Origin of the sequence: Bradyrhizobium sp. YR681 (assembly GCF_000282615.1) — a bacterium.
Taxonomy (GTDB): domain Bacteria; phylum Pseudomonadota; class Alphaproteobacteria; order Rhizobiales; family Xanthobacteraceae; genus Bradyrhizobium.
Map to the genome: position 1 here is coordinate 1 of NZ_AKIY01000322.1, position 26,828 is coordinate 26,828.

A 26,828-nucleotide genomic window follows, 5' to 3' on the forward strand; every position below is an offset into this window, starting at 1 on the left:
CGGCAAGCCGCCGATGCGGCTGATCTCGGTCCGGTTCGGCAACGTGCTGGCCTCGAACGGCTCGGTGGTGCCGAAGTTCAAGGCACAGATCGAGGCGGGCGGCCCGGTGACGGTGACGCATCCCGACATGGTCCGGTACTTCATGACCATCCGCGAGGCCTGCGATCTCGTCATCACGGCGGCGACGCATGCGCTGGGAACGCAGCGTCCGGACGTCTCGGTCTACGTGCTCAACATGGGCCAGCCGGTGAAGATCGTCGATCTGGCCGAACGCATGATCCGTCTCTCGGGCCTCCAGCCCGGCTACGACATCGAGATCGTGTTCACCGGCATGCGGCCGGGCGAGCGCCTGCACGAGATCCTGTTCGCCTCCGAGGAGCCGACCCGCGAGATCGGCGTCGCCGGCATCATGGCGGCACAGCCGAACGAGCCGCCGATGCAGACGCAGCGCAAATGGATCGCGGCGCTCGAGCAGGCGATCGCGCGCGACGATCGCGCCACGATCAGGACCATCCTGAAGGATGCGGTCCCGGAATTCGGGTCGACCGCGGCCTGACCATGCAATCTCAAGGCAAGATCGCTGGCAAGATCGTCGTCGCGAGCCAGCATTACCCGCCGGATACGAGCACGACGGCTGCGATCATGGCCGAGATCGCCTGCCGTCTCGCCGCCGCTCACGAGGTCGTGGTGCTGTCGGGCTGGCCCGGTGCACTGCCGGCGTCGCTGACGGGTCCCGGCAAGCCGCGCATCGTTGCGGTCAAGAACCGGATCGCGGGCAAGGCGGCGCTGGTGCGGCGTGGCTTGTCCGAGCTGCTGTTCGCTGCGCGCACCTTCTTCGCGTTGATCCGCGAGCTCAGGGCAGGCGACGTCGTGCTGACCGTCACCGCGCCGTTCATGCTGCCTTATGCGGTGGCGGCGGCGGCACGGCTCAAGGGCGCGCGCTCGGCGCTGATCATGCACGACCTCTTCCCCGACGTGCTGGTGATGGCGGGCCTGCTGAAATCAGGCTCGATCGTGACGCGGACGATGCGGTTTGCCAACAGCCTGATGTTCCGTGCGCTCAATGCGGTCATCACCATCGGCCGCGACGCCGAGCGGCCGCTGCTGAGCTATTCCGGGATGCGGCGGAACAAGATCCGCTTCATCCCGAACTGGGCGACGCTCGTGCCCGCGCCGCGCCCGCTGTCGCCGGACAATCCGTTTCGCAACAAGCTTGCGGCGCGCTTCATCGTCGGCCTGTCGGGCAATCTCGGCTTCACCCATGATCCCGAGATCGTGTTCGAGGCCGCGCGCCTTCTGAAGGACGAGGTGGACATCCACTTCCTGCTGTCCGGCTGGGGCATCGGCTTCGAGCGGCTGAAGCAGTTGCAGGCCGATGCGAACCTCGCCAATGTCTCCTTCGTGGGACGGGTCGAGGATGCCGAGCTCGAGGCGTTCCTGGCGTCTGCCAATCTCTGGATCATTCCGTACCGGAAGGACGTTGCGGGGGTGTCGGTGCCGAGCCGGTTCTACAATCTGCTGGCGGTCGGCCGTCCCGTGGTGCTGGTCTCCGAACCGGAGGCCGAGGCCGCGTTGACGGTGGTGGAGAACGGGCTCGGCTGGGTGGTGACGCCGGGCCGCGCCGATCTGCTCGCCGACGCGATCCGTGCGGCGTCCCGATCCGACGGCGGCGCGTTTGCGGAGCGCGCGGTGAGGGCGGCTGCGAAGTTCGACCGGACGACCGCGATGAACGCCTATGCCGGTCTGATCGACGAATTGTTGCGCAACCCGGACCTTTCGGAGCAACGATGAGCGAGCGCAAACCGGTCGTGCTGGTGACGGGAGCGAGCGGCTTTGTCGGCCGTCACGTCGCGCCGGCGCTGGCACGCGAGGGATGGTCGATCCGCCGCGCGGTTCGCAGCCCGGAAGGTCGGGACGACGAGGTCGTGATCGAATCGATTGGCCCCGAGACCGACTGGCAGGCTGCGCTCCAGGGGGTCGACGCTGTCGTCCACCTGGCTGCGCGCGTGCACCACAAGCACGAGGAGCATGCGGTCCAGCTCTACCGCAACGTCAACATCGCCGGCACGCTTCACCTGGCGCGCTGCGCGGCGACGGCAGGCGTGCGCCAGTTCATCTTCGTCAGCACCGTGCTCGTGCACGGCCGCAGCAACGAGGGGCGTGCGCCGTTCAGCGAGAACGACATCCTGACGCCGCGCGGCCTCTATGGCATGTCCAAGGCCGCCGCCGAAGCGGGCCTGAGGACGCTGGCGCGCGACAGCGACATGAAGATCTCGGTGATCCGGCCGCCGCTGGTCTATGGCGCCGGCGCCAAGGGCAATTTCGCGCTGCTGACGCGGGCGGTGAGCCTGGGGCTGCCGCTGCCCTTTGCCGCGATCCGCAATCAACGCGCCTTCCTCGCCGTGCAGAACCTGTCGTCGTTCATCCTGCGCCGGATCGCCAATCCCGATCCCGCGAGCAATTTCGAGATCTTTCTGGTGGCGGACAAGGAGCAGGTCTCGACCCCCGAATTCATTGAGCGGCTGGCGCGGGCGTCGGGCAAGAGCCCGCGTCTGTTCAGGATGCCACCGGACCTGCTCGGCACGCTGTTCAGCGTGATGGGCCGGCAGGATACGCATGACAGTCTGATCGGCTCGCTCGAGCTCAACCTGTCCAAGGCGATCGCAACCGGCTGGCAGCCGCAGGTGTCGCTCGACGAGGGCCTGCGGCTCGCGCTGTCGGCTCAGGAGGCCTGAGGGCGGGAGAAGCGGCGCAGCACGACTGCGATCGCAACCGCGCCGGCCAGCAGCGCGAGCACTGTGGCCGGCATCGAGCCGGCGCGAGCGGTGATCACGGCCAGCATCGCCAGCACGAGATTGAGCGCGAACACTTCGCCGACCACGCGGGGGACCGTGAACCCGTTGTCGGTCGCACGCTGGTAGAAATGCGAGCGGTGCGCGGACCAGAATTGTTCGCGCCTGACGATGCGGCGAAACAGCGTGATGGTGGCATCGACGAGATAGTAGGCCGGCAGCAGCAGCGCCGCGGCCGGCTGCCCGTGCCAGGCGAGCTCCAGCAGGCACCAGCCGAGCAGAAGGCCGATCGGCAGGCTGCCGACATCGCCGAGGAACACTTTCGCGACCGGCTTGTTGAGCGGTGCAAAGCCGAGCATGGCCCCGCACAGCGCCGCGGCGATCAACGCGGCCGGCCACGAGAGATCGCCGAGCCATCCCAGCAGCAGCAGCGCCGCGGTGACCGGCACGACTTCCGCGACCGTCATGAGGTCGAGCCCGTCCATGAAGTTGACGAGGTTCACGAACCAGATTCCGGCGAACAGGATGAGGCCGCGCTCCAGGGCGAGCGGCACCGCCGGCACGATGCGCGCGGTTTCCGGCGCGGTGAACACGACCGCGCCGACGCAGGCGGCCTGCAGCACGAGCCGCAGCAGCACGGGCAGGGACAGGATATCGTCGGCGAATCCGACCAGCGCGATCACGATCGTTGCAATGACCAATGCGGGGGGGATCGCGACATGCGCGAGTGTCGCCCACACGGCTGCGACGACAAGCGTCGCCGCGATCACCGCGATGCCTGCGCCTTGCGGGGTCGGGACGCGATGCGAGGACCGCGCATTCGGCCGCGCCAGCGCGTAGCGCTGCAGCAGGGGGCGGCTGATCCAGGTGATGACGGCCGATATCAGCGCGGCGATCGCAACGCCAAGCAGCGAGGGCATGGCGGCGAGCGCGTCGGTCGCCGGGCTCACTCCGGCACTCCGAGCGGAGCGGAGCCTTGCGCGGCCTTCTCCGCGCTGAGGATCCAGACGAGACCGCCGAACGCGCCGACGATGAAGGAGACCGCGCCGAACAGCAGCGAGATGTTGACGCCCTCGTTCGCGGCAAGGCCCGCGAAGCCGAAGGCGAGGCCCATGGTCGCCTCGCGCACGCCCCAGCCGGCGATCGAGATCGGCATCAGGGTGATCAGCATGACCGGCGGAATCAGCAGGAAGATCTGGCCGAAGCTGACGGGAGCCGCGATCGCCTGCACCACGCACCAGGCGATCACGACGGCGAGCACGTGGACGAGCAGCGACAGCACCGCGATGACGGGCCCGCGCCTGGCGTTGAAGATCACGCGGTTGGCGATCACGGCGCAGGCGTGAATGTGATGGGTGGCCCACCAGGTCTTCAGCCACGGCCATGTCAGCGCGCCGAAGACCAGGAAGCCGAGGCCGCCCGCGAGCGCGGCGAAATCGACCAGCAGCAGCGCCGAGCGGCCGTGCGGATCGGTGATGAGCTCGTAGCTCCACGGCAGGCTCGCGACGATCACGATGGCGAGCGCGACGAGGCCGATGGCGCGATCGACGAAGATCGAGTAGGTGGCCGCACGCCATCCGGCGCCGGCGCGCGCGACCAGCCACAGCCGCACCGCATCGCCGCCGATCGCCGACGGCAGGGTCTGGTTGAAGAAGGCGCCGATCACGTTGTAGCGCATGGCGCGGCCGAGCTCGAGCGGCGCGCCGCATGCGGCGCTGATCTCGCGCCAGCGCAGCACGCCGACGAAGATCTGCAGGAACGTGACCGCGATCGCCATGGCGATCCAGAACAGGCTGGTCGCGGTGAAGCGCGACAATAATTCGGTCAGATCGACCTTGCGCAGCGCCAGATAGAGCAGCGCCGCGGAAATCAGGATCTTGGCCGTCGACAGCAGGATTCGGCGCATCTCGCCCGTATGATCAGGGTTTGCAAAGATTTGAGGCAACCCGACGCAGGGCGTCGAATTCGGCCGCTTTGGTATGGTTTTGGCGCCGATCTTGCAATAGCGCTTATCAGGGCTGGTCATGAACGGTCGTTATGACCGCCAGCAGGGCTATTGCGGGCCCCACGATACCGGCTAAAGAGGCTCCTCGGCCAGCTTTAGGGATCCCTTGGGAACAGGATGACGGATCAGGCGATTTTGGTCACGGGGGCCGCCGGCTTCATCGGCTTTCACGTCGCCCGGCAGCTGCTCGCCGAAGGCCGGCCGGTCGTCGGGCTCGACAATCTCAACACCTATTATGATCCGGCGTTGAAACAGGCGCGTCTGGAACTGCTGCAACAGGATTCGCGCTTTTCCTTCGTCAAGGCCGATCTCGCGGACCGCGGGGCCATCGCGGCGCTGTTTGCGCGGCATGGATTCGCCAAGGTCGTGCATCTCGCAGCCCAGGCCGGCGTGCGTTACTCGATCGAGCAGCCGCAGGCCTATGCCGATTCCAATCTCCAGGGCTTTCTCAACATCCTGGAGGGCTGCCGCAACAATGGTTGTCGTCATCTCGTCTACGCCTCGTCATCCTCCGTTTACGGCGCCAACACAAAGCTGCCATTTGCCGTGCAGGATCGCACCGACCATCCCGTGAGCTTCTACGCCGCGACCAAGAAGGCGAACGAAGTGATGGCGCAGTCCTACAGCCACCTCTACCGGCTCCCGGTCACCGGCTTGCGCTTCTTCACCATTTACGGCCCGTGGGGACGGCCTGATATGGCCCTGTTTCTGTTCGTGAACGCCATCATGGCGGGGCAGCCGATCCGGCTCTTTAACCATGGCAAAATGCGCCGCGATTTTACCTATATTGACGACGTCACCCGTGTAGTGTCCAAACTCATTGATCTTGTGCCTGCGGATGACCCGGCTGCCGCAAATGCGCCGTCTAGGGTCTACAATGTCGGCAACCACCACCCGGAAGAGCTGATGCATGTCGTCGGGCTTCTGGAGCAGGAGCTGGGTCGGACGGCGATCAAAGAATTGCTGCCGATGCAGCCGGGAGACGTTTTGGAAACGTTCGCGGATGTCGAGGACCTGATGCGGGATACCGGCTTTGCACCGTCAACGCCGATCGCGCTCGGGGTTCGTAATTTTGTCACCTGGTATCGGGACTACTTCAAGGTTTGAGATGACGATGGACAAACGCATTATCCCCCTGATCATGTGCGGCGGTGCCGGAACGCGGCTGTGGCCGGCTTCGCGCGAGGTGCGCCCCAAGCAATTCCTGCCGCTGTTCGGCACGCGCTCGACCTTCCAGGACACGCTGCTGCGCGTCTCGGATACCTCGCTGTTCGATCGTCCGATCGTGATCACCAATGCGTCCTACCGCTTCATGGTGCTGGAGCAGCTCGCCGAGATCGGCATCGAGGCCGACGTGATCCTCGAGCCGATGCGCCGCGATTCCGGCCCCGCGATCGCCGCCGGCGCCGTGTTCGCGCAGAACCGTTCGAGTGAAGCGATCGTGCTCGCGCTCGCCGCCGATCACGTCGTGCAGGACAATGCCGCTTTCGTCGCGGCGTGCCGCGAGGGCCTCACCGCCGCCGGCGCCGGGCGCATCGTCACCTTCGGCGTCAAGCCGGAGCGGCCGGCGACCGAATACGGCTATATCAGCCCGGGCGATGTGATCTCGGGCGAAGTGCGTGCGGTCACGCGTTTCGTCGAGAAGCCGGATGCGGTGAAGGCGGCAGACTACGTCAATTCGGGCTATCTCTGGAACAGCGGCAACTTCATGTTCCCGGCCAGCCTGCTGCTCGACGAATACCGCAAGGTCGACGCGGCAAGCGTGGAGGCGATCTCCAATGCCGTCACCAATGCCGGCCGCGACCTCGGCTTCGTGACGCTGGAGCCCGAGGCGTTTGCTGCTGCGAAGGCGATCTCGATCGACTATGCCGTGATGGAAAAGACCTCGCGTGCCGCCGTGGTACCGGTCTCCTGCGGCTGGTCCGACGTCGGCTCCTGGCACGCGGTGTGGGAATTGTCCGAGAAGGACGCGCAAGGCAACGCCTCGCATGGCAGTGCGGTGTTCGAAGACTCCCGCAACTGCAATGTCACCACCGATTCCGCGCTGGTCGCGCTCGAAGGCGTCGACGATCTCGTCGTGGTGGCGACGGCGGATGCCGTTCTCGTCTCGCGCCAGAAGGATGCCAATGGCCTGAAGCGTCTCGTCACCAAGCTGAAGGCGGTCGCGCCGAAGGTCACCGAGGAGCATCTGAAGGTGCACCGGCCCTGGGGCAGCTACCAGTCCGTCGACAATGGCGAGCGCCACCAGGTCAAGCGCATCGTGGTGAAGCCCGGCGGGCGTCTGTCGCTTCAGAAGCATCACCATCGTGCCGAGCACTGGATCGTGGTCCGCGGCGCTGCCCGCGTCACCGTCAACGAGACCGTGAAGACGGTGCACGAGAACGAGTCCATCTACATTCCGATGGGCGCGGTGCACCGGATGGAGAACCCCGGGAAGATCATGCTGGAACTGATCGAGGTCCAGACCGGCTCCTATCTCGGGGAAGACGACATCATCCGGATTGAAGACGACTATCAAAGGTCGTAACCAGCAGGCTCCGAATCACGCGACCCGGGCCGAAAGAGCGGTATCTTTCAGCCACTTAAGGCCCGGGGAACGTGTAACTTTTTGAATCAAATCGTGTCCGGTCAGTTTGGCCGGCATTCGCCACAAATGTGGCACCCGTGCTAGAAGCGGCCCGGGGATTTGCGTTGAATCGGGGTTTGCTCAGATGAGTTCCAAAGGGTCACAACCGGCAAAGGCCGGCCTGCGCGTCGGCGTCATTGGCGCGGGCGTGATGGGCAGCAACCATGCGCGCGTGCTTGCGGGCCTTCCCGGCGTCACCCTGGTCGGCGTGGTCGATCCGTCGCCGGCGCACCTTGCGCGTACCATCGAGCTTGCCAGCTGCCAGGGCTTCGAGACCATCGACCAGCTCTTCGCCGCAGGCGTCGACGCCGTCACCATCGCGGCGCCGACCCATCTGCATCACGAGGTCGCGCTCGCCTGCATCGCCAAGAACATCCACGTGCTGGTCGAGAAGCCGATCGCTTCCACGGTCGCGGAAGGCCGCGAGATCGTCGCCGCCGCGCAAAAGGCCGGCGTGACGCTGATGGTCGGCCATGTCGAGCGCTTCAATCCGGCGGTCGCCGCCGTCAAGCAGGCGATCGCTGGCGAGGACATCCTCTCCATCGCGATCACGCGCGTCGGCCCGTTCCCGCCGCGCATGTCCAATGTCGGCGTCGTCATCGATCTGGCCGTGCACGACATCGACCTGATCCGCTGGTTCACCGAATCCGACATCGTCGAGGTGCAGCCGCAATTGTCGAGCGCGGTCGCCGAGCGCGAGGACATCGCGCTCCTGCAGTTCCGCACCGCCAACGGCGTGCTCGCGCACATCAACACCAACTGGCTGACGCCGTTCAAGGCGCGCAGCGTCACGGTCGCGACCCGCGGCAAATACGTGATGGGCGATCTGCTCACGCGCCAGGTCACCGAATGCTTCGGCTTCAAGCCGGACGGCAGCTACTCGATGCGGCATCTGCCCGTCGGCCATGACGAGCCGCTCCGCGCCGAGCTGATCGCGTTCCTCAAGGCGGTTCGCCACGGCGAGATTCCGGCGGTCACCGGCGACGAAGGCGTCGCCAGCCTCGAGATCGCCACGCAGTGTCTCGAAACACCGTCGCGGCCCGCGGCGACGTCGCCCGCCCGCAAGGGCCCGCGCCGCATCGCCGGCTGATCCTTTCCATGCCGACCACGCAAGAAGGCGCCAAGAATCAGGCCATGAACCAGCATCTTCGTTCCGAACCCATTCCCTTCATCGACGTCGCCTCGCAGCGCCGCCGGCTCGGTGATTCCCTCGATGCCGCCGTCAAGCGCGTGCTCGATCACTGCCAGTTCGTCAACGGCCCCGAAGTCGCCGAGCTCGAGAAGCAGCTCGCGGCCTATTCCGGCGCCAAGCACGTGATCGGCTGCGCCAGCGGCACCGATGCGCTTCTGATGGTGTTGATGGCGAAGAATGTCGGTCCCGGCGATGCCGTGCTGTGTCCGTCGTTCACCTTCATCGCGACCGCTTCGCCGGCGGCACGGATGGGCGCTACCCCTGTTTACGTCGATGTCGACGAGACGACTTTCAACATGAGCCCGGAGTCGCTGAAGCGCGGCATCGCGACCGCCCGCAAGGCCGGTCTGAAGCCCGTTGCGGTCATTCCGGTCGACCTGTTCGGCCAGCCCGCCGACCATGATGCCATCGCCGAGATCGCCAGGGCCGAAGGCTTGTTCGTCATCGACGACGCTGCGCAGGGCTTTGGCGCCAGCTACAAGGGCCGCAAGCTCGGCACTTTCGGGCTCGCCACGACGACCAGCTTCTTCCCCGCAAAGCCGCTCGGCTGTTTTGGTGACGGCGGCGCGATCTTCACCGATGACGATGAGCTCGCGGCCACGCTGCGCAGCATCCGCGTGCACGGGCAGGGCGTCGACAAATACGACAACGTCCGCCTCGGCCTGACCGGCCGGCTCGACACCATGCAGGCGGCGGTGCTGATCGAGAAGCTGAAGATCTTTGACGACGAGATCGCCGCCCGCAACAGGGTTGCGGAGCGCTACGCGCGGGGCCTGTCGAATGTCGTCACCGTGCCGCGCCTCAGCCCCGGCAACACCTCGGTCTGGGCGCAGTACACCATCCGCCTGCCCAAAGGCACTGACCGCGACGGCTTTGCGGCCGCGCTGAAGGCCCAGGGCGTGCCGACCGCGATCTATTACGGCAAGTCGATGCATCAGCAGACCGCTTACAAGCAGTATCCGGTCGCCGACGGCGGCCTGCCTGGCTGCGAAAGCCTGTCGCAGGACGTCATCAGCCTGCCGATGCACGCCTATCTGACCGAAGCCGAACAGGAGCGAGTCATCGCGGCCGTGCGCGGCGCGATTGCGGGCTGATTCGCCGTTCTTCCCTCTCCCCTTGCGGGAGAGGGTGGCTCGCCGCAAAGCGGCGAGACGGGTGAGGGGTATCTCTCCGCACTGAATGCGCTGAGAGATACCCCTCACCCTGGTGAGCTCATGTCTAATGACGGTGCTGCCCTCTCCCGCAAGGGGAGAGGGCGCAGCAATGCGCACCGCAAGATGCAATCGACCTCTGTTCGATAAGTCTCTAAAACAGACGCATGCTCGGACGCATCTTCACGGTTGGTGGTTACACGCTGCTCTCGCGGCTGACGGGATTTGCCCGCGACATCATGCTCGCGGCGATCCTCGGCGCCGGCCCCGTCGCCGACGCCTTTTTCGTGGCGCTGCGGCTGCCCAATCATTTCCGCGCGATCTTCGCCGAGGGCGCCTTCAACGCCGCCTGGGTGCCGGCCTATGCGCATGTCCATGGCGAGAAGGGCGAGGGGGCGGCAAAACTGTTTGCCGACCGCATCTTCACGCTGCTGCTCGCCTCACAAGTGGTGCTGCTGATCGTCGCCTGGCTGTTCATGCCGCAGGCCATGAGCTTGCTTGCGCCCGGCTTCAGTGAGGATGCCGAGCAGCGCAAGCTCGCGATCGAGCTGACCCGGATCACCTTTCCCTATCTCCTGCTGATCACGCTGGTGACGCTCTATGGCGGCATGCTCAACGTGATGCAGCGCTTTGCCAGCGCCGCGGCCGCCTCGATCTTCCTCAACGTCGCGATGATGATGACGCTGGCTGTGGCCGTTTGGTTTCCGACCGCTGGCCATGCAGCGGCCTGGGGCGTCCTGATCTCGGGCTTCCTGCAATATTTTCTGCTGGCAGGCGATCTTGCTCGCCATGGCGGCCTGCCGCGCTTTGCGCCGCTCAAGCTCGACGAAGATGTGCGCGGCTTCTTCAAGGCGCTCGGACCAGCCACATTGGGCTCGATGGGCACGCAGGTGGCCATGTTCGCCGACACCATCATTGCGACGTTCCTGCCCGCGGGCGCGCTGTCGGCGCTGTATTACGCGGACCGGCTGTATCAGTTGCCTATCGGCGTGATCGGCATCGCCATCGGCACCGTACTGCTGCCCGAGATGTCGCGCCGGCTGACGGCCAATGACCCTGACGGTGCGATGAGGTCGCAACGCCGCGCATTCGATTTCACGCTGCTGTTCTCGGTGCCGTTCGTCGCTGCGTTCATTACCGTGCCTGACGAGATCATGCGCGCCTTGTTTGCCCACGGCGCTTTCTCCAGGGCGGACGCCGCCGCGGCCGGCGCAACGCTCGCGGCCTATGCGATTGCCTTGATCCCGGCCGTGCTGATCCGCAGCGCAGTCGCGACCTTCTATGCGCGCAAGGACACCGCGACGCCCGTTCGCGCCTCGCTGACGGGCATCGCCGTCAATGTCGCGCTGAAGTTCGCATTGATGGGGACGCTTGCCCAGATCGGCCTCGCGCTGGCGACCGCCGTCGGGATCTGGACCAATCTCTTGCTGGTGCTGTTCTTCGCCGTGCGGAGAGGCTTTGTCGTGTTGGATCGCGCCTGGCTGGCGTCACTCGCGAAATTCCTGCTGACCGGGATTATCCTGGCTGCTGCTTTCTGGATGATCGCACGCGTCAGCGGCTCTTCCCTGGCTTCGATGCGCTTCCACGATGAATTGACGCTGGTCATGCTCGCCGTCGGCGGCACGATCGTCTATGCGCTCGCGATCCTCGTCCTGTTCGGCCGCAAGTGGCTGGTCTCGTTGGTGCGCGGCTAGGCGTGCATGAATGGGTTGAAAGAAGCCGCCAACTGAGGCGAGCTCGACCCAGGAAGCGAAGGAGTATCCGATGGCTTGGGAAAAAATCGTTCAGCGACTTGGCTCAGCTTGGCTTTGCTGTCCGAACTGTCACAGCGTTGAGGTCGAGTATCCGGAAGAGTCTGGCTTGGGGGAGTTAGCGACCGTCGCGTGCCGCAAGTGCGGTTGGAAGGGCATCGGCTACGAGTTGACCGGCATCCCCGCGCCGGATGCAAAGTAAGAACACGAACGCGCCGGAACGAAGCGCTCGCCTTCAGGATGCAACCCACGTCCGCGCATCTCTTGATTCTCCGCGCTTGCCGTGCTAATGGCCTCCTCATGTCCAAATGCTCGCGCAAAATCAACTTCAACCACATGACCCGCTTCGGCCGGGCCGTGGAAGGAGTCGTGCGCTAGCAATTCGACGACGACACCTTTTCCACCAGGCCCCGCCGGCATCGGACGGGGCCTTTTGTTTGGCCACGCTCCCTGCCGGCACAACAGCAGGAGCATCCGATGCCACCTCAACTGACGAGTATTTCCCCCGGGATCGAGGGCGACGCCGCAAGGCGTAACCTCAACCTCTCCATCGTGTCGGCGAAGAGCGCGGTCGACCAGGCTTTGGCAGCACGTCTCAAGGCGTCTGCGGCGGCGCTGGACGACGCCTTGTCGGCAAAGAACGCTGCTGGTCCAGAGGCCGCATCGACGCCAAGCGTCCTCGGCCTGCTTAGGCGGTCCTGGCTTGCGTTTCGGCAGCGGCGCCGGAGCCCACGGCTCGCCTTGCAGGATCTGAGCGACAGGGAGCTGCTGGATATCGGCCTGACGCGTGGCGAGGTCGACGGCCTCACACCCCAGCGGTCGATAGACAGGCTGAGAGACAACACGCGGTATCTGTTGAGCCGCGGTGGGATGTAGATGATCAACTGCGAGACGTGGACATGCGCTCTGAGAACAAGCGGCGGTCACTACGGCCGCTTGTTTTTCAGGTGTGCGCTGCAGTGCGAGGCCGGGATGGTGCGTGCTGAAGGCATCTGGGGGGATTCGATCTTCACAGGGAAATAACCGCGCTGCGACCCTTCGGATCGAGCCCGCTCCGAAGCGCAAGGGCACCGGACAATGTTTCGCGGACCCTGCCAGCCTAAACCCGTTTGCCTTGCCACTTTTTCCACGGCAATATGCCGGCAAAACAACCATGCGGACGTGGAGATCAAATGGCAGCCCCTATCAAGTTCGGCGTCGGCCAGAGCGTGTTGCGCAAGGAGGATGACGCGCTCATCCGCGGCAAGGGCCGCTATACCGACGATTATGCGCCGCAGGCCGCGCTGCGCTGCCTGATGCTGCGTTCGCCGCATGCGCATGCCAAATTCACCGTCGATGCGAGCCGCGCCCGCGGGCTTCCCGGCATCGCGCTGATTCTGACCGCGGCCGACGTCGCCGATCTCGGCGACCTGCCGTGCCTGTTCAATCTCGAGACCGATCCGTTCAAGGGGCCTCCCTATCCGATCCTCGCCAGGGACGAGGTGCGGCATGTCGGCGATTCCATCGCTTTCGTGGTCGCCGAGACCATCGACCAGGCCCGTGACGCGATCGAGGCGATCGACGTCAAGTGGTCGCCGCTTCCGGCCGTGACCGGCGTCGTCAACGCCGTGAAAAAGGGTGCGCCGCAGGTCTGGCCGGACAAGGCCGGCAATGTGCTGTTCGACGTCGCGATCGGCGACAAGGCGGCGACTGATGCTGCCTTTGCCAAGGCGCATGCGGTGGCCGAGATCTCCATCGTCAATCCGCGCGTCGTCGCAAGCTTCATGGAGGCGCGCGCAGCCGTCTGCGAATATGACGCCAAGAACGATCATCTGACGCTGACCGTCGGCAGCCAGGGCAGCCACCGGCTGCGCGATATCCTGTGCCAGAACGTGCTCAAGATCCCGACCGAGAAGATGCGCGTGATCTGCCCCGATGTCGGCGGCGGCTTCGGCACAAAGCTGTTTCCGTACCGCGAATACGCCTTGCTGGCAGTCGCTGCAAAGCAACTGAAGAAGACGGTGAAATGGGCGGCGGACCGCACCGAGCACTTCATGGGCGACGCGCAGGGCCGCGACAATGTCACCACCGCGAAGATGGCGCTGGCTGAAGACGGTAAATTCCTCGCGATGGATTGCGACCTGATGGGCGACATGGGCGCTTATCTGTCGACCTTCGGGCCCTACATTCCGCATGGCGGCGCGGGCATGCTGCCGGGCCTCTACGACATCCAGGCGTTCCACTGCCGGGTGCGCACCATCTTCACCAACAGCGTGCCGGTGGATGCCTATCGCGGCGCGGGGCGGCCCGAGGCCGCCTATGTGATCGAGCGTCTGGTCGACGCCTGCGCGCGAAAACTCGACATGACGCCGGATGCGATCCGCCGCAAGAACTTCATTCAGCCGAAGGCGCTGCCCTACAAGACCGCAACCGGCAAGGTTTATGACTCCGGCGACTTCGCCGCGCATCTCAAGCGCGCGATGGAAATCGCCGACTGGAAGGAGTTTGGAAAGCGCGCCAAGGCGGCCAAAAAGAACGGCCTGATCCGCGGCATTGGGCTTGCGAGCTATGTCGAGGTCTGCGGCACGATGGGCGAGGAGACCGCCAATGTGCGGATGGACCCCAATGGCGACATCACCGTCCTGATCGGCACGCAGTCGAGCGGGCAGGGTCATCAGACCGCCTACGCGCAGATCGTGGCCGAGCAGTTCGGCGTTGCGCCCGAACGCGTGCACGTCCACCAGGGCGATACCGCCATGATCGCCACCGGCCTCGGCACCGGCGGCTCGGCCTCGATTCCCTCGGGCGGCGTCAGCGTCGAGCGCGCCACGCGCGAGCTCGGGCAGAAGCTCAAGGAGATCGCGGCGCAGGCGCTGGAAGCCAGCGCCGGCGACCTCGAGATCACCGACGGCATCGTGCGCATCGCCGGCACCGACCGTTCGATCTCGTTCGCAGATATTGCCAAGCGGCCCGGCGCCGACCCGTCCAAGCTGAATGCGAGCGCGACCTTCGCCAGCGCCGACGGCACCTATCCCAACGGCACCCATGTCGCGGAGGTCGAGATCGATCCGGCCACCGGCATCATCAAGATCGTGAACTACGTGATCGTCGACGATTTCGGCAAGACGCTCAATCCGCTGCTGCTGGCGGGCCAGGTGCATGGCGGCGCCATGCAGGGCATCGGCCAGGCGCTGATGGAGCAGGTGGTCTATGGCCCCGGTGATGGCCAGCTCATCACCGCGACCTTCATGGACTACGCGCTGCCGCGCGCCGCGGATGGTCCGGACTTCGTGTTCGAGACCGCTAACGTCCCTTGCAAGACGAATCCGCTGGGCGTGAAGGGGGCGGGCGAGGCCGGCGCGATCGGCTCCTGTCCGGCCGTCGTCAATGCCATCGTCGACGGGCTCTGGCGCGAGTACAAGATCGACCACATCGACATGCCGGCGACCCCGGAGCGGGTGTGGATCGCCATCAACGAGCACCATCGCCGTCACAGCCTGTGAAATTCTCGATGGAATGAAATCTGCCTAGCGGTGTTGGCTCCATGGAGGGGTCAGCACGATCCTGCATCAGGGAAAGGGATTTTGCGAATGAAGCGAGTTTTGGTTGTTGGGGGTGCGCTGCTGCTCGGCATGGGCGCGGTTTGGGCGCAACAGGACTCCGTCAAGGAGGTTCAGGTCCTCATGAAGGGCAACGGCAAGAACGCCGGCGCGGTGGCGGCGATGGTCAAGGGCGAGAAGCCCTACGACCAGGCCACGGTCGACACCGCCCTGGCGCAGTTCGAGGACACCGCCAAGAAGCTGCCGACACTGTTTCCGGATAGCGCCAAGGGCATGAAGCCCGAGGGCGACTACTCGACCTCGCCGAAGGTGTGGGAGGACAAGGCGGGCTTCCAGGCCAAGATCGCAAGCTTCGCCAAGGTCGTCAGCGAGGCCAAGGCCAAGATCAAGGACCTGGATTCGCTCAAGACGAACTTCCCCGCGGTCGGCAAGGAATGCGGCGGCTGCCACGAGACCTTCCGCGTCAAGAACGGCTGAGGGAGGTTCGTAACCCGGATGGAGCGTAGCGAAATCCGGGAGGCCTGTCCGAGTTGATAAACCCGTCCCGGATTGCGCTGCGCTCCATCCGGGCGACGGAGATCAACAAAGGGCGGTTGCGAAAGCAGCCGCCTTTTTTGTTGCGCCGGCATCCGGAATTCTGTTCGCAAGCCCTGACGGAGCGCGGTCGGAGCAGCTATCTTCACACCAACCGCGGCGGCGTTGGCGTGAGCTGTCGGAACCAGCGCATCCGCTTCAGATTGTTTCATCGCCGCGAAAGCTCAAACGCGGCGAGCGATGAAGCAAGAACAGCGAGACAGGCCATGGTCAAACCGTTCCCGTCCAAGACCCACATCGGCAACCATATGCTGCATCCGGAAACGCTGATGCTGACCTATGGCTATGATCCGCAATTGTCGGAAGGCGCCATCAAGCCGCCGGTGTTCCTGACCTCGACCTTCGTGTTCAAGACGGCCGATGACGGCCAGGACTTCTTCGATTTCGTCGCCGGCCGGCGCGAGCCGCCGGAAGGGATGGGGGCGGGCCTCGTCTATTCGCGCTTCAATCATCCCAACAGCGAGATCGTCGAGGACAGGCTTGCGATCTACGAGCGCACCGAGAGCTGCGCGCTGTTCTCGTCCGGCATGGCGGCGATCTCGACCACGATTTTGGCGTTCGTCCGTCCCGGCGATGTCATCCTGCATTCGCAGCCGCTCTATGGCGGAACGGAAACGCTGCTGACGAACACGCTGGCGCGCCTGTCGATCGGCGCGGTCGGCTTCGCCGATGGCATCGACGAGGCGACGGTCAAGCAAGCTTCGGAAGAGGCGATGCGCAAGGGCCGGGTCTCGATGATCCTGATCGAGACGCCCGCCAACCCCACCAACGGCCTGGTCGACATCGCCATGATCCGCCGCATCGCCGATGCGATCGGAAAGGCCCAGGGGCACACGCCGATCATCGCCTGCGACAACACGCTGCTCGGTCCGGTGTTTCAGCGGCCGATCGAGCACGGCGCGGACATTTCGCTGTACTCGCTGACCAAATATGTCGGCGGCCATTCCGACCTGATCGCGGGTGCCGCGCTCGGCGCGAGGGCGATCATGAAAGGCATCAAGGCGCTGCGCGGCGCCATCGGCACCCAGCTCGATCCGCATTCCTGCTGGATGATCAACCGCTCGCTGGAGACGCTGAGCCTGCGCATGGAAAAGGCCGACGCCAATGCGCGCCTTGTCGCGGCCTATCTGCGCGATCATCCCAAGGTCGCAAAAGTCCACTATCTCGGTCATCACGATGAGGCTTCACCCGCGGGGCGCGTGTTCGCACGGCAGTGCCTCGGGGCGGGATCGACCTTCTCGTTCGACATCGCCGGCGGCAAGGCGGCGGCCGTGCAATTCCTCAACGCGCTGCAAATCCTCAAGCTGGCGGTCAGCCTCGGCGGAACGGAATCGCTTGCGAGCCTGCCGGCGACCATGACCCATTCCGGCGTTCCCGCCGACATCCGCCAGAAAATCGGCGTGCTCGATTCCACCATCCGGCTGTCGATCGGCATCGAGCACCCCTCGGATCTGATCGCCGATCTCGGGCAGGCGCTGAACGCCGCTTGAGCGCGGGGCAGTTGAGGCCCGGGGCGGACTTCCGGCAGCCGCCCTGATGCGATAAATGATGGGAGCAGGCGGGGATCATTCCCGCCCGAGAGTGGTCATGCTGCGTCCAGGGTCCCGCCGCTCATGAACGATCCCTCCGCCCGGCTGACACAGCTTCGCGCGCGGGTCGTCGAGCTGGCGCGCGTGCAGGACCCCTACGCGCACATCTTCGCGGGCAAGGAGTTTCGGCGCGACTATGTGGCCGGCCGCACGATGGTCTGGAGCACGCTGTTCAGCGACATCCGCGATACGACGACCCGGGTGCTCGAGATCGGCTCCAAGGAGGGGCGATCGGCGTTGTTCTGGCTCGCGTTCTTCGCGCGTGCGCATCTGACCTGCGTCGACCTCTTCCCCGCAGACGATGGCGGGCGCTTCGACCGCAACCTTGCCGCCCATGGCCCGCGCCTCCGCAAGATCGTGGGCACCTCGATCAGGGCGCTCGGCAGCTTGCGCGAAGAGAATGCGGTGTTCGATTTCGTCTATGTCGACGGCAGCCATCAGCGCGACGACGTGATGATCGACTGCCTCGGGGCCTGGCGCCTGCTGCGCGATGGCGGCGTGATGCTGATCGACGACTACACCTGGAAGCCCGATAATCCCGACGCCGAGCGCGTCGCGCCGGCCGTCGATACCTTCCTGGCCTGGCATGGCGATGCCGAGATCATCCTCAAAAGTCATCAGGTCGCCGTGCGCAAGCGCCCCGCCTGAGATACGCGGAATCGAAAAGGCCGGACGCTCCCTCCCTGCGTCCGGCCTTCCGCGACGACGCGGCGTTTTCGCCTACTTCGTCACCTGACCGCGGATCTCGCCGCCCGGATTGGCCGCGGTGTGGATGTTGACGTAAAGCTTGCCGGCGAGCAGATCGGCGGCCTGCGCGTCGGTCAGCGTCGCCGAGCCTTCGGCCGGGCTGTTGGCGGCGCCCGGAATCGGGACCGCGACGCCGGCGTTCTTGCCGGCCTCGGCCGGGCCGTGGAAGTGGGCGGCGGTGGCGGGGCCCGATAGTCCCGAATAGGTGAGCTTCCAGGACAATTTCTTGCTGGCGGCGTCATAGTCCAGGTCGGCCGTTCCGGTGCCGCTGCTGGTCGTGGCCGGCACCTCGGACTTGCCGTCGAGCATGGCTTTCAGCTTTTCGGCGCTGGCGGGGGCTGCAAAGGCAATTGCGCCAAGCGCGATCATGGCGATGACGGTCTTTTTCATGACATTCTCCCTGTGACCTCGTTGGACAGTCTAACTTCCCAACAGTGGCCGTTTCAGTTTATTCCCGTGTCTGCGGGGGACTGCTTAAATTCTTCGTGGCTGGAGCCGCGCGGACATCGGTCTTAGGCTCGACCCAACGCGTGGATGGACGGAATGTTGCAACGAACAATTCTCGTGGGACTGCTCGCAGCAGTCGCCGCTTTGGGGATCTATTGGTGGCTCAGCGCGCCGGTGGTCGCCGCTGTCGGCGCGGGGCCGGCCCATGTGCCAAATCTCGCCAATGGCGAGGTGATCTTCAACGCCGGCGGCTGCGCGTCCTGCCACGCCGTTCCCGACCAGCCCGATCGTCTCCGGCTCGGCGGCGGCGTCGCGATCAAATCGCCGTTCGGAACGTTCTATGCGCCCAACATTTCCTCCGATCCGACGGACGGCATCGGCAAATGGAGCGAGGCGGACTTCGTCAACGCGGTGATGCACGGGGTCTCGCCCGGCGGGCAGCATTATTTTCCCGCCTTTCCCTACACGTCCTATCAGCACGCCAGGCGCGAGGACGTTCTCGATCTCTTCGCCTACCTGAAAACGCTGCCGGCCGTTGCCGGAAAGGTGCGCGACCACGACGTCGGCTTCCCGTTCAACATCAGGCGCAATGTCGGCATCTGGAAATTCCTGTTCATGGACGCCAAGCCGTTCGTCGCCGACGGGGCCAAGTCGTCGCAATTCAATCGCGGCGCCTATCTCGTCAACAGCTTCGGCCATTGCGCCGAATGCCACAGCCCGCGCAACGCGCTGGGCGGCATCATCGCCAGTGAGCGCTTTGCCGGCGGGCCCAATCCGGAAGGCGAGGGTTGGGTGCCGAACATCACGCAGAAGCGCCTCGCCGAATGGAGCGTGAAGGATTTTTCCTATTTCCTCAAGACCGGCGAATTGCCCGACGGCGACAGCGTCGGCGGCGCGATGACGCGTGTGATCAAGAACACCTCGCAACTGCCTGAAGCAGATATCGCGGCGATGGCGGATTACCTGAAGTCGCTGCCGCCGGTGGACGGTCCGCCGCGGCCGAAGCGCAAGGAGGGCGGCGCCTGAGGCCGGCCCTTTCCAATTGACTCGCAGGGAGCGGACCCGCATGTTTTGCTGCCGGTTGGGAATTGGAATTGCGTCACGATGGGTTGTCTGGTCTTTGCACGAGTAGTGCCGGTCGTTGCGACGCGTGATCGTGCCGGGCGAGGTGCAGCGGGCATCGTATCTCAACCGTTCGGTTGAGATGACGGGCACAGCAAGGCTTCCGACCGTGCTCCGTGGGCGTTTTCTGACGCTGTTCCGGGCCGCACTCGGACAGGGGCAAACCGCCGTCGACGCCTATCGGGACTGGCGCGCCTCCGAGCCGCTGGACGCTGCCGACGAGATCGTCTACCGGACCATGCCGCTGCTCGTGGCCACCATCGACAGGGCCGGCATCGTGGATGCCGACACCAGGCGGATGCGCGGCGTCGTCAAGCATGTCTGGCTCTCGAACGCGACGCGGGTCCGCGATCTCGTCGAGGCCAACAGGGCGCTCGCAAGCGCCGGCATCGCCGCGCTGCTGATCAAGGGCGGTGCGCTGTTCGCGCGCGACGAGAGCTACATGGCCAAGCGCATGACGGGAGACTACGATCTCCTGGTTCGCCGCGCCGAGGCGCCCCGCGCCATCGATGTGCTGCGGCAGGCCTCGTTCCGCAGCCACGGCATGAAGGTCGAGCTGTTCTCGGAGTCCGATTACGACCGCGACATCCATGCTGTCGCGATGTCGCGCGCCGGCTTCGGCCGGGCCATCGACCTGCACTGGCGCGCGATCTTCTGGCTCGACGACGCTGGCTTCACCGAGGAGCTGTTCAGGACCGCCGAGCGGGCGAAGCTGCTGACCCATGAGGTGCTGATCCCGGGCCTTGCCGAGCAGCTGGCGATCGCGGCGATGCGGCCGGAGCCGGCGGACCAGAAGGAGATGGTTTTTCGCGCGCTCGAGGTCGTTCATCTGCTGGAAAATTACGGCGACAAGGTCGATTGGGAGCGCTTCCGCTCGATCGTGACAGGCTACAATGGCGGCCTGTTCGCGGCGCAATTGCTCGACGTCGTCGCACGCGAGATGCCGGCGCTCGTGCCTGACGGTCTGGTCGAGCAGCTGTTGCGCGACGGGCCGCCCGGAACATCGATCGAGCTCGCGATGCGCGCGGTACCTTGCGCACAGCGCACGCCTTGGCAGCATTTTTGGGTCGCCTTCTTCGGCTCGCTGCGCGCGCAGTTCAAGGGGCCGTTTCGCGTGCTGGACTGGCTGAGGCTGCCCGGCGCCGCCATCGCCGCGCTCGACGCCAGCGCCGTGCATTTTCCTCTTCGTCACGACGCGATCCTCAAACGGGTCTGGCAGCAGGCCGCCGCTGCGACGCATCCGCTGCGAGGACAGGACGTCTGGTTCGGGCAGGGCTTTTCCATTCCGGAGGACGAGGGACGGTGGACCGATCACCAGTTCGCCGTCGTCGAAGTGCCGGTCGGCGGACAGATGCAGGCGTCAGCCGCCGTCGAGCTCGCGGTGATCCCGTTCCTGCCGCCGGGCACGGAGAGCTTTCGCTTCGCGGCCTATGCCGGCGCCGGTGATATCTTGCAGTTGATTGCGGGACGTAACGATCCGATGCCGTTCAAGATCGCGCTGAACGCGAAGATCGTCGGCTCGGGCACGCGAAAAATCGTCGTCGCGTTGCGCATGCTGGATACCGGCCGTCCGATGGACCTCGGTCATTCGATCGACCACCGTCTGCTTGGGCTGTTCGTGAAGTCGGTATCGGTCAACGGCGTGCCGGTGTTCACTCCGGCGGTTGCCGCGCCTTGATCGCCTTGCGCAGCGCCATCAGCGTCTGCAGATTTTGCGCGTCGGTATGGGTGCGGCCGCCATTGCGAAGGTGCAGCCGGCGCCGCACGACGATGTCGTCGACATGCGCGATCTTGAGGCCATTCTGCTTGGCGCCGCCGAGCCAGGCGATGAAGAAGGTCGCGGGCAGCGTCTCGTCGAACGGGCCGTTCCGGTCGAGCGCGGTACGGCGGACCAGCATGCATTGCTTCAGCTCGCCCGGCATGATCTCGATATCGGGCGTGAGGCGCGCGCGATGGTCTTCCGGCACGTCGGGGCTGACGAATTGCTGCACCTTGCCGAACGCGGCCTCGACCCTGCCGTCGCGTTCGAGCAGCGCCAATTGCATCTCCAGTTTGCGTGGAGTCCACAGATCGTCCGCATCGCAGAAGCCGATCAGCTCGCCGCGCGCCATTGCGAGGCCCTTGTTGACGGCGACGGCCTGACCGCTGTTCGCCTGGGTGAGAACAATGACGCGGTCGCCGAAGCGATCGAGGATGCCGCGCGTGCCGTCGGTAGATCCGTCGTCGATGACGATGACCTCGTCGGGCGGGACCGTCTGGCCGAGCACGCTCTCGATCGCCTCGGCGATATAGGCCTCGGCGTTGTAGGCGGCGATGACCACGGAGACGCGCATGCGGCCTCAGAGCCGTTCGAGCTGGCGGGCGAAAGCGGAAGGTATCTCCATCGGCGTGGTGCCGGTGTCGGCGAAGAACACCGGCGCGAGGCCCGCGATCCTCGCCACCTTGGCGGCGATCTCGTTCGGCCATCCCGGCAGCTCGTAAGCGGTGGTCGGCAGCAGCGCGCGAAACGCGTCGGACTGTCTGGCCGGCGTAAATTCGGGCGTTGCGGCGCCGCGCCGGCGGGGAATGAACGTCGCGCGCAGCTTGCCGCCGCCGATGCGGTTGCCGAGATCGGCGAGGCTCAGTTCGTGGCGCGGCTCGCCGTTGAAGTCGGAGACCGGCGTGGTGTCGCCGATGAAATCTTGAAAGGTGTCGACGAGGGCAGGGCGCAGCCGCGCCGAGCAGAACAGCGGCTCGATCCGGCCGGTCTCGCTGTCGACTGCGACGAAATCGTCGCCCGCATAGAGCCAGCCGGCTTTCGCGCAGGCCAGCGCCGCCGTGGTCTTGCCGCTGTGGCCTTCGCCCGCGAGCAGCGCGAAGCCCGATGTGCCGCCGACGGCCGCGGCATGGACGGCGCACCAGGGCGTCTCGTGCATCATGGCTTGGATCAGCGAGATCGCCGGGCGGCTGCGGATCCAGGGCGGCGCGTCGCCCTTAGGCAACCAGGCGATGCCGCGCTTCGCCGTGAGGTCGACCGCGTACAGCACGGGAATGACGGCCGGCTGCCATACCGAATAGATGCCGTCCTCGATCAGGAGGCGCGGCTTCTCGGCGGCCTCCGGCACCAGCGCTGAGAGATCGTGGTCGGCGGCGGTGATGAAGCGCAGGTCGAGATCGATCGCCTGGGGCGTGCTCTGGATGTAGGCCGGCAGGAACATGCCGGCCAGAGCCTGCGAGGCAAATCCGAGACGTAAGCCGAACGGGCCGCAGCGTGCGCGGGCCTCGATTGGCTCCGATGCTTTGGCGAAGACCGCCGCGATCTCCTGCCGGATGAGATCGCTGGCTCTCATTTCGATTCTTGGGTCTCGCGCAGCGGCCAGCCTTCCTCGCCGGCGTCATGCACGGGATCCATCAGCAGCAGCTCCCGCAGATTGTCGAAGCGCTGGAATTCCGGGGCGACGAAGGCACCCGTCAGCACTGGTGCCCAGTTCGCGATGGCGGCCTCATCGCGCGCATCGGCCGCGCCTTCGGCGATGAGGCCTTCGGCCAGCATGCCGTCGACGAAGGCGTGCACTTGCTGTGTGATGAACGGCACATCGCCGCCGGTCGCGGCAGCGATGGCGCTGCCGATCTCCTCAACCGTTCGGTTGACCTTGAGGCCGAGCCAGATCTGCGCGGCGCTGCCCTCGAGATTGTAGTAGACGCCGTTCTGATAGTTGGCGAGCACCACTTCGCTATCGAATTGCTGGCTGATCAGCAGCGGCACTGACGTCGTGAGGGCCATGACTTGCTCGGTACTCACATCAATTCCAGACAACACACGCTAGCATGGGCACGCGGCTGCGAGAACCGCGCCGCTTGCGCCAATTGCAGGCAGCTAGCCCGTGCCGAACGCCTTGAAGGTGATGATGGTGAGGGTGTCCTGGATGCCGGGCAGAACCTGCACCTTCTCGTTGATGAAGTGGCCGATGTCGGTGTCGTTGTCGACGTAGAACTTTACCAGGAGGTCGTAATGGCCGGCCGTGGAATAGATCTCGGAGGCGATCTCGGCTTCGGCGAGCGCATTGGCGACCGTGTAGGACTGGCCGAGCTTGCATTTGATCTGGACGAAAAAGGGAACCATTGCAGTCACTCCGAAAGCACATCTGGCGGCTAATAGGCCAAAACCCACCGGGCTTGGCAAGCGAACTTGCCAGCCCTGACCGGAGGCTTTTAGGACGGCAGGGGCGCGCCGGCAAACGCCTCCCGCAGCCGCCGGGCGAGCTCGGCATTGCGGTAGGGCTTGGTCAGAACGATCGCTTGCGCGTGGGCGCGGCCCTGCTCGACCAGGGTCTCCAGGGCATAGCCGGACGAGAACACGACCGGCAGGCCGGGACGGATGTGCCGGGCCTGGTCGGCGAGGTCCCAGCCGCTGATCCCGCCGGGCATCACGATGTCGGTGAACAACAGGTCGATGGCCGGGTTGGTGCGCAGCAGCTGCAAGGCCTCCTTGCCGTTGACGGCCGCGACCACGCGATACCCCAGCGCCTCCACACGCAGCGTGACGGAGGAGCGGACGAACGGATCGTCCTCGGCGACCAAAATCGTCTCATGGCCCCGGGGCGCCGCCTCCTCGCGCACCCCGATGTCGGCGAGCGACTGCTCGCCGCCGGCGTGCGGCAGGTAGATGCGGACCGTCGTGCCGAGGCCCGGTTCGCTGTAGATCGAGACATGGCCGCCTGATTGCTTGGCGAAGCCATAGACCATGCTCAGCCCCAGGCCGGACCCCTTGCCGACCTCCTTGGTGGTGAAGAACGGCTCGAAGGCGTGCTCGATGACGTCAGGCGTCATGCCTTCGCCGTCGTCGGTGACCGAGATCAGCGCGTAGCTGCCGGACTGCACCTCCGGATGCTGGACGCGATAATGCTCGTCGATTGCGGTGAGCTCGGTGCTCAGCGTGAGATGCCCGCCTGACGGCATGGCGTCCTGCGCGTTGAGCGCGAGATTGAGCACGGCGGATTCGAGCTGGGCGAGGTCGGCGAAGGCGAGGATGGAGCCGGGGCCGAATGCCGTCTTGATCTCGATGTTCTCGCGCAAGGTGCGCTTGAGCAGCTTGTGCATGGAGGTCAGGAGCTCGCGGCACTCGATCGCCCGCGGTTGCAGCAATTGGCGGCGGCTGAACGCCAGCAGCCGCTGGGTCAGCTCGGCGCCGCGCTCGCCGGACTGGCAGATGTCGTCGGCGAAGCGCCTGAGGTCCGGACGCGCCTTGAGCTGGTCGCTGAGGAATTCCGCGTTGCCGATGATGACGGTGAGCAGATTGTTGAAGTCGTGGGCGATGCCGCCGGAGAGCTGGCCGACCGTCTCCATCTTCTGCGCCTGCTGAAGCTGCTGCTCGGTCAGCTTGCGCGTGGTCAGGTCGTGAACGATGCCGACATAGATCAGCTCGCCGTCCTGCCACGCCTGGCCGACCGACAGGTCCATCGGAAAGTGTGAACCGTCCTTGCGCAGGCCGGCGGCTTCCCCGGTTGCGATGCGCCGCGCATGACCGGTCGATGAGGGCCTTTCCTCGTTGGACATCAGCATGCCGATGTCGCGATGCATGACCTCGTCGGCGCGATAACCGAACAGCCGTTCGCAGGCGGGGTTGAACAGGAGAATGCGGGCTTGCGCGTCGAACAGGATGACGCCGTCCACCGCGGTCTCGACCACGGCGGTGAGGCGCGTCATGCTCTCGCGTAGCGCGCGCTGGGCGTCACGGACCTGGTCGAGGAGCTGGGCCGCATCCCGGTTCTTGGTCTCCTCCTCCTGGAGCGCGGCCTGGACCTGCCGGAGCTCGAACGGCGAGGGGATGGTCAGGATCTTCGGCAGGAGCGGCCAGAGTGCTCCCGCGGTGAAGACCGACGCCACGGCGGTGAGCGCCTTGACGATGCCTTCGATGCCGTAGACCGGTACCCACAGCGTGTAGATCGACAGCACATGCGTGAGGCCGCAAGCCATGATGAAGACGGCGAACGCCCAGAACACCCAGCCGAATTTGAGGTCGCGCCGTTTGGTGACGAGGATCGCGAGCGCGAACGGGATCGAGAAATACGCAAGCGCAATAAGGGCGTCCGAGACGACGTGCAGCCAGATCAGCTCGGGTTCCCAGAGCAGGCAGATCCCGTGCGGCGAGAACATCGAGGAATCGAGGAGACGTTCGAAGTAGGCCCACATGATTCCACCCCGATAGGCTTGCGGGTCGGGGGCGACCCGCAACATTGGCGTCGCTGGACGGTTCCAGCGTCAACGTCTCACTCATCGAGCTGGACGCCAAGGGCCAAGGGGGTTTCAATGTTTTATTTTCGCGCTTTTGCACGATGCTGGGTCGACAGGGCCGCGCCGGGGCTCGACCTGCTGATTCGTCGGCCGCTCCGGCTTGCTGACGTTCCATGGTCGCGCTAGGACAAGGTCATGGTTGTGTCCGTATCAAGCGAGTGTGCCCTGCGATGACGACGCCCGTGGCGCTCACCATTGCCGGCTCCGATTCGAGCGGCGGCGCCGGTATCCAGGCTGACCTGAAGACCTTCGCCGCGCTCGGTGTCTATGGCGCTTCCGCCATCACGGCGCTGACGGCGCAGAACACGCGCGGCGTCACCGGCATTCACGCGGTGCCGGCCGACTTCGTCACGGCGCAGATCGATGCGGTGTTCTCCGATCTCGAGGTCGGTGCGGTGAAGATCGGCATGGTGGCGCAGGCCGCCAGCATCGATGTGATCGCGGCCGCGCTGTCGCGCTGGAAGCCAGGCCATATCGTGCTCGATCCCGTGATGGTCGCAACCTCCGGCGATCGCCTGCTGGCGCCTGAAGCCGTCGAGGCGCTACGGACAAGACTGATGCCGCTGGCCTCGGTGATCACGCCCAATTTGCCGGAGGCCGCAGCGCTGCTCGACGAGCCTGTTGCGGTCAGCGAGGCCGGGATCGAAAGCCAGGGGCGCCGCCTGATGGCGCTCGGCTGCCGCGCGGTCCTGATCAAGGGCGGCCACGGCGAGGGCGCCGAGAGCGTCGATTACCTCGTCACGCCCGCAACCACGATCGCGCTCGCCGCGCCCCGCGTCGCCACCAGGAATACCCATGGCACCGGCTGCTCACTGTCCTCGGCCGTCGCGGCGGGGCTGGCCAAAGGCGAGGACCTGGAGCAGGCGGCGCGGAGCGCCAAGGCCTGGATCAGCGCGGCGATCGCGGCCGCCGACGGTTTCAGCGTCGGCCACGGCCACGGGCCGGTCCATCATTTCCACAAGTTTTACTGACGCCGGTTTCGCGCGGGCGCGGCAACTTC

The 26,828-nt window shown here is 65.5% G+C and carries 24 protein-coding genes; 16 read left to right on the forward strand and 8 right to left on the reverse strand.

From position 1 onward, the window contains the following. The 3 genes from PMI42_RS33990 to PMI42_RS34000 form a co-directional block, all read left to right on the forward strand. Positions 1-556, forward strand: a 556-nt coding sequence (locus PMI42_RS33990; RefSeq protein ID WP_008143675.1) for a polysaccharide biosynthesis protein, incomplete at its 5' end; no start/stop codon positions are given. 2 nt (positions 557-558) lie between these two features. Then, positions 559-1,791, forward strand: coding sequence for a glycosyltransferase family 4 protein (locus PMI42_RS33995; RefSeq protein WP_008143677.1), 1,233 nt, complete (start codon positions 559-561; stop codon positions 1,789-1,791). Continuing rightward, complete coding sequence (locus PMI42_RS34000; protein ID WP_008143678.1) at positions 1,788-2,735, forward strand: NAD-dependent epimerase/dehydratase family protein; 948 nt, start codon at positions 1,788-1,790, stop codon at positions 2,733-2,735. Before PMI42_RS33995 ends, PMI42_RS34000 begins: the two co-directional genes overlap by 4 nt. Here PMI42_RS34000 and PMI42_RS34005 read toward each other — a convergent pair. After that, the gene (locus PMI42_RS34005) at positions 2,723-3,742 is read right to left on the reverse strand and encodes an MraY family glycosyltransferase (protein WP_008143680.1); all 1,020 of its coding nucleotides are present in this window, start codon (positions 3,740-3,742) and stop codon (positions 2,723-2,725) included. The two genes, PMI42_RS34000 and PMI42_RS34005, sit on opposite strands and share 13 nt — an antisense overlap. Beyond that, on the reverse strand, positions 3,739-4,698 hold the full coding sequence (locus tag PMI42_RS34010) for a lysylphosphatidylglycerol synthase transmembrane domain-containing protein (protein WP_035967437.1): 960 nt from the start codon (positions 4,696-4,698) through the stop codon (positions 3,739-3,741). The genes PMI42_RS34005 and PMI42_RS34010 overlap by 4 nt, the downstream gene beginning before the upstream one ends. Before the next feature lie 216 nt (positions 4,699-4,914). Between PMI42_RS34010 and PMI42_RS34015 the strand changes: the two genes are divergently transcribed. The 10 genes from PMI42_RS34015 to PMI42_RS34060 all read left to right on the forward strand — a co-directional run bounded on the left by PMI42_RS34015 (position 4,915) and on the right by PMI42_RS34060 (position 17,887). Next, on the forward strand, positions 4,915-5,904 hold the full coding sequence (locus PMI42_RS34015; RefSeq protein ID WP_008143683.1) for an SDR family NAD(P)-dependent oxidoreductase: 990 nt from the start codon (positions 4,915-4,917) through the stop codon (positions 5,902-5,904). Between the two features lie 7 nt (positions 5,905-5,911). Beyond that, on the forward strand, positions 5,912-7,324 hold the full coding sequence (locus PMI42_RS34020) for a mannose-1-phosphate guanylyltransferase/mannose-6-phosphate isomerase (protein WP_035967442.1): 1,413 nt from the start codon (positions 5,912-5,914) through the stop codon (positions 7,322-7,324). Between the two features lie 184 nt (positions 7,325-7,508). Then, positions 7,509-8,513 carry a Gfo/Idh/MocA family protein gene (locus PMI42_RS34025; RefSeq protein WP_008143685.1) on the forward strand — a complete coding sequence of 335 codons (1,005 nt, stop codon included), beginning with the start codon at positions 7,509-7,511 and terminating at the stop codon, positions 8,511-8,513. 8 nt (positions 8,514-8,521) lie between these two features. After that, on the forward strand, positions 8,522-9,709 hold the full coding sequence (locus PMI42_RS34030) for a DegT/DnrJ/EryC1/StrS family aminotransferase (protein WP_008143686.1): 1,188 nt from the start codon (positions 8,522-8,524) through the stop codon (positions 9,707-9,709). Between the two features lie 224 nt (positions 9,710-9,933). Then, positions 9,934-11,460: a murein biosynthesis integral membrane protein MurJ gene (gene murJ, locus PMI42_RS34035; protein WP_008143687.1), complete on the forward strand. Its 1,527-nt coding sequence runs from the start codon at positions 9,934-9,936 to the stop codon at positions 11,458-11,460. 534 nt (positions 11,461-11,994) lie between these two features. After that, positions 11,995-12,393, forward strand: a complete 399-nt coding sequence (locus PMI42_RS34040; protein ID WP_008143689.1) for a DUF1127 domain-containing protein — start codon at positions 11,995-11,997, stop codon at positions 12,391-12,393. Between the two features lie 296 nt (positions 12,394-12,689). Next, positions 12,690-14,999 carry a xanthine dehydrogenase family protein molybdopterin-binding subunit gene (locus PMI42_RS34045; RefSeq protein ID WP_008143690.1) on the forward strand — a complete coding sequence of 770 codons (2,310 nt, stop codon included), beginning with the start codon at positions 12,690-12,692 and terminating at the stop codon, positions 14,997-14,999. A gap of 87 nt (positions 15,000-15,086) precedes the next feature. Next, complete coding sequence (locus PMI42_RS34050; RefSeq protein ID WP_008143691.1) at positions 15,087-15,533, forward strand: c-type cytochrome; 447 nt, start codon at positions 15,087-15,089, stop codon at positions 15,531-15,533. Between the two features lie 323 nt (positions 15,534-15,856). Then, positions 15,857-17,140 (forward strand): cystathionine gamma-synthase family protein, encoded by a 1,284-nt coding sequence (locus PMI42_RS34055; protein WP_008143692.1) that lies wholly within the window; start codon positions 15,857-15,859, stop codon positions 17,138-17,140. A 123-nt stretch (positions 17,141-17,263) separates the two neighbouring features. Next, positions 17,264-17,887, forward strand: a complete 624-nt coding sequence (locus PMI42_RS34060; protein WP_008143693.1) for a class I SAM-dependent methyltransferase — start codon at positions 17,264-17,266, stop codon at positions 17,885-17,887. 72 nt (positions 17,888-17,959) lie between these two features. On the opposite strand, the gene PMI42_RS34065 is transcribed toward PMI42_RS34060, so the two are convergent. Then, positions 17,960-18,376, reverse strand: coding sequence for a CHRD domain-containing protein (locus PMI42_RS34065; RefSeq protein WP_008143694.1), 417 nt, complete (start codon positions 18,374-18,376; stop codon positions 17,960-17,962). A 153-nt stretch (positions 18,377-18,529) separates the two neighbouring features. Between PMI42_RS34065 and PMI42_RS34070 the strand changes: the two genes are divergently transcribed. Beyond that, positions 18,530-19,459: a cytochrome c gene (locus PMI42_RS34070; protein ID WP_008143695.1), complete on the forward strand. Its 930-nt coding sequence runs from the start codon at positions 18,530-18,532 to the stop codon at positions 19,457-19,459. Positions 19,460-19,583: 124 nt separating this feature from the next. After that, positions 19,584-21,233, forward strand: coding sequence for a nucleotidyltransferase family protein (locus PMI42_RS34075; protein WP_240535313.1), 1,650 nt, complete (start codon positions 19,584-19,586; stop codon positions 21,231-21,233). Here the strand turns inward: PMI42_RS34075 and PMI42_RS34080 are convergent. From PMI42_RS34080 to PMI42_RS34100, 5 genes are all read right to left on the reverse strand, one after another. Continuing rightward, a complete protein-coding gene (locus PMI42_RS34080; protein WP_008143697.1) occupies positions 21,208-21,888 on the reverse strand; it encodes a glycosyltransferase family 2 protein in 681 nt (226 codons plus the stop codon). The two genes, PMI42_RS34075 and PMI42_RS34080, sit on opposite strands and share 26 nt — an antisense overlap. A 6-nt stretch (positions 21,889-21,894) precedes the next feature. Beyond that, positions 21,895-22,884 carry a hypothetical protein gene (locus PMI42_RS34085; RefSeq protein ID WP_008143698.1) on the reverse strand — a complete coding sequence of 330 codons (990 nt, stop codon included), beginning with the start codon at positions 22,882-22,884 and terminating at the stop codon, positions 21,895-21,897. Beyond that, positions 22,881-23,336 carry a PqqD family protein gene (locus PMI42_RS34090; RefSeq protein ID WP_240535311.1) on the reverse strand — a complete coding sequence of 152 codons (456 nt, stop codon included), beginning with the start codon at positions 23,334-23,336 and terminating at the stop codon, positions 22,881-22,883. Before PMI42_RS34090 ends, PMI42_RS34085 begins: the two co-directional genes overlap by 4 nt. Positions 23,337-23,411: 75 nt before the next feature. After that, positions 23,412-23,657, reverse strand: a complete 246-nt coding sequence (locus PMI42_RS34095; protein ID WP_008143700.1) for an Lrp/AsnC ligand binding domain-containing protein — start codon at positions 23,655-23,657, stop codon at positions 23,412-23,414. 89 nt (positions 23,658-23,746) lie between these two features. Then, entirely contained in the window at positions 23,747-25,726 is a 1,980-nt protein-coding gene (locus PMI42_RS34100) for a PAS domain S-box protein (protein WP_240535312.1), read from the reverse strand. A 272-nt stretch (positions 25,727-25,998) separates the two neighbouring features. Here PMI42_RS34100 and thiD point away from each other — a divergent pair, with 272 nt between their 5' ends. Next, a complete protein-coding gene (thiD, locus tag PMI42_RS34105; protein ID WP_008143702.1) occupies positions 25,999-26,799 on the forward strand; it encodes a bifunctional hydroxymethylpyrimidine kinase/phosphomethylpyrimidine kinase in 801 nt (266 codons plus the stop codon). Positions 26,800-26,828: the final 29 nt, after the last annotated feature.